At 61.4% G+C, this 3,495-nt stretch carries 3 protein-coding genes; all 3 read left to right on the top strand.

Annotated elements, in window-relative coordinates:
- Positions 1-83 precede the first annotated feature (83 nt).
- On the top strand, positions 84-1,115 hold the full coding sequence (locus HLUSI_RS0119470) for a CDP-6-deoxy-delta-3,4-glucoseen reductase (RefSeq protein WP_016835541.1): 1,032 nt from the start codon (positions 84-86) through the stop codon (positions 1,113-1,115).
- Between the two features lie 345 nt (positions 1,116-1,460).
- Positions 1,461-2,663 (top strand): acetylornithine transaminase, encoded by a 1,203-nt coding sequence (locus HLUSI_RS0119475; RefSeq protein WP_016835542.1) that lies wholly within the window; start codon positions 1,461-1,463, stop codon positions 2,661-2,663.
- Between the two features lie 205 nt (positions 2,664-2,868).
- The coding region (locus HLUSI_RS0119480) for a response regulator (RefSeq protein ID WP_414087174.1) at positions 2,869-3,495 on the top strand (627 nt) is incomplete at its 3' end.

The raw sequence follows: 3,495 nt of genomic DNA on the forward strand, positions 1-3,495 counted from the left end.
ATGCGCATGCCGACGTCGCCGCAGCCGAGCATCAACAGACGCGGTTTGCCGATTTTTTTTACATTGTTCATTGTCAGGATTGTATGAGTTTTCAAGTTACCGTTCAGCCCAGCGGCCATCAGTTTACCTGTGACGAAGGCGAAACCATCCTCACCGCCGCAATTCGCGCCGGCGTCGGCCTGCCGTACGGCTGCAAGAACGGCGCATGCAGTTCCTGCAAGGGCAAGCTGGTCGAAGGCAGCGTGACCCACGGTCCGCATCAGGAACGCGCCTTGTCGGCACAGGACGAGAGCCTGGGCTTTTCCCTGTTCTGCTGCGCCCGCCCGAACTCGGACGTGGTCATCGAAGCGCGCGAAGTGGCCGGCATCGGAGACTTCCCGGTCAAGAAAATGCCGGGGCGCGTGGCCAAGCTGGACAAGGTCGCCGACGACGTCATCATCCTGTCGCTGCAATTGCCGGCCAACGACCGCCTGCAATACAAGGCCGGCCAGTACGTCGAGTTCATGCTGCGCGACGGCAAGCGCCGCAGCTACAGCATGGCCAATGCGCCGCACAAGGACGAGCACCTGACGCTGCACATCCGCCACATGCCCGGCGGCCTGTTCACCGACCAGGTGTTCTCGACGCTGAAAGAGCGCGACATCCTGCGCTTCGAAGGCCCGCTGGGCACCTTCTTCCTGCGCGAAGATTCGGACAAGCCCATCGTGCTGCTGGCCTCCGGCACCGGTTTCGCGCCGATCAAGGCGATCGTCGAGCAGCTCGAACACGCCAAATCGACCCGGCCGGTCACGCTGTACTGGGGCGGCCGGCGTCCGCAGGACTTGTATATGGACGAACTGTGCAAGACCTGGGCGCAGAGCCTGCCCAACTTCAAGTATGTGCCGGTGATCTCGAATGCCCAGCCGGAAGACAATTGGAGCGGCCGCGCCGGCTTCGTCCACCAGGCCGTCATCGACGACCAGCCGGATCTGTCGGGCTATCAGGTGTATGCCTGCGGCGCGCCGATCGTGGTGGAATCGGCGCAGCGCGATTTCGTTGCGAAGTGCGGCTTGCCGGAAGAGGAGTTCTACGCCGATTCGTTCACGTCGGCGGCGGATCTGGCGACGGTGCAGTAACTCAACGCAAGCGATGCAAGTCGGGACGTCCCTTCGCGTGCGGCTGCATGTTGCAAAGTGGTGAGCGTTCTAAAAATCAGCGGCAATTTGCACCAAATTAGTTTTGACGCATCGCGCAAAACGTCCTAATATTAACCGCATGAACGCCACCACCATTTCCTTGCGACGTCGTAGCCAACCTCAACGAGGTTTGCCGTGCGCGTGAGTTAATCCTGGTCACGAAGCCACAGGCAATCCCTGTGGCTTTTTTTTATCGTTTTTTTCGTGGCCGCGTTGCTTGATTTAATTACAGTTCGGTTACCGCCGCCTTCACATTTTTCACACATCCTTAGCAGGAGTCATTCCATGGAATTCAACGAGTTCGCCATCAACAAGCTGATGTATGTCACTAACCGCCCTGAAATCGTTTTCACCGAAGGCAGCGGCATGTGGATGACCGATCACACCGGCAAGCGATACCTCGACTATCTGCAAGGCTGGGCCGTCAACGCGCTGGGTCACGCGCCGCAATGCATCTCCGATGCGCTGGTCGCACAGGGCAAGAAACTGATCAACCCGTCGCCGGCTTTCTACAATGCGCCGTCGATCGAGTTGGCCAACCTGCTGACCGAGAACTCCGTTTTCGATCGCGTGTTCTTCACCAACAGCGGCGCCGAAGCCAATGAAGGCGCATTCAAGCTGGCCCGCAAATGGGGCAAGCTCAACAAGAACAGCGCCGGTGAAGACCGCTTCGAAATCATCACCTTCAACCACAGCTTCCACGGCCGCACCATCGCGACCATGTCGGCCAGCGGCAAGCCGGGCTGGGACACCATGTTCGCGCCGCAAGTACCGGGCTTCCCGAAGGCCGAACTGAACGACTTGGCCAGCGTCGAGCGCCTGATCAGCAAGAAGACCGTGGCCGTCATGCTGGAACCGGTGCAGGGCGAAGGCGGCGTGATTCCGGCCACGCGCGAATTCATGCAAGGCCTGCGCCGCCTGACCAAGAACGCCAACCTGCTGCTCATCGTCGATGAAGTGCAGACCGGCGTCGGCCGCACCGGTGAACTGTTCGGCTATCAACTGTCGGGCATCGAGCCGGACATCATGACGCTGGGCAAAGGCATCGGCGGCGGCGTGCCGCTGGCAGCCCTGCTGGCGCGCGAAGAAATCGCCTGTTTCGAAGCCGGCGAACAAGGCGGCACCTACAACGGCAATCCGCTGATGACTGCGGTCGGCGCCGCCGTGATCAAGGAATTGCTCAAGCCCGATTTCCTGCCTGCGGTCAAGGCTACCGGCGCTTACCTCAGCGCAGAACTGATCAAGCTGTCGGACAAGCACGGTTTCGAAGGCGAACGCGGCGAAGGCTTGCTGCGCGCGCTGAAGCTGGGCAAGGACATCGGTCCGCAAATCGTCGAAGCCGCCCGCGACCTGAATCCGGTCGGCCTGCTGCTGAACTCGCCGCGTCCGAACCTGATCCGCTTCATGCCGTCGCTGAACGTGACCAAGGATGAAATCGACCAGATGCTGACCATGCTGGAAGGCGTGCTGGTGAAACTGGGTCATTGATCCGGGGGCGGCAGCAATGCGTAGCCTTCTGTCGTCAAATCCATTGCATGCGCTCGCCGCCTGCTGCATCGCCGTCCTCCTGACGGCCTGCGGCAGTGCGCCGATGCGTGCGCCGGAAGCCTCGACACCGACGCCGACACCGACCGACATCCGTTCCGAAGCCGCCACCGAACATGGCAGCGAGATAGCGATTTATGCGCTGGACATGATCGGCACCGGTTATCGCTTCGGCGGCAAGAATCCGGACGCCGGCTTCGATTGCAGCGGCATGGTGTCGTACATATTCAATCGCGCCGCCGGCCTCAAGCTGTCCGGCAGCGCGGCCGACATGGCGTCGTACAATAGCGGCGCCATGTCATCCACTCCCGATATCCCCACCGTTGCTCCGCCCTCCATCCACGTCGCCATCGTCGAGGATGACCCGAGTTTCCGCGATGCATTGAGCAAGGCGCTGGAAGCCACGCCGGACATGCGATTGGCGAATATCGCCGGCACCCGCGCCGAAGGGCTGGCGATGCTGCAAGGCCCGCCGGCGGACGTGCTGCTGGTCGACCTTGGCTTGCCCGATGGTTCGGGCATCGACGTGATTCACGCAGCCATCCTCCGCTGGCCCGGTTGCAACATCATGGTCAGCACCAATTTCGGCGATGAAACCCACGTCATGCGTTCGATCGAGGCAGGCGCCGCCGGCTATCTGCTGAAAGACAGTTCGCCCGCCAAAATCGTCGATGAAATCCGCAGCCTCGCCAGCGGCGGCAGCCCGATCAGCCCGATCATCGCGCGCCAGGTGCTGGCGCGACATGGCGCGCCAGGGACGCCAGATCGACAAATC

This window comes from Herbaspirillum lusitanum P6-12 (assembly GCF_000256565.1).
Taxonomy (GTDB): domain Bacteria; phylum Pseudomonadota; class Gammaproteobacteria; order Burkholderiales; family Burkholderiaceae_D; genus Herbaspirillum; species Herbaspirillum lusitanum.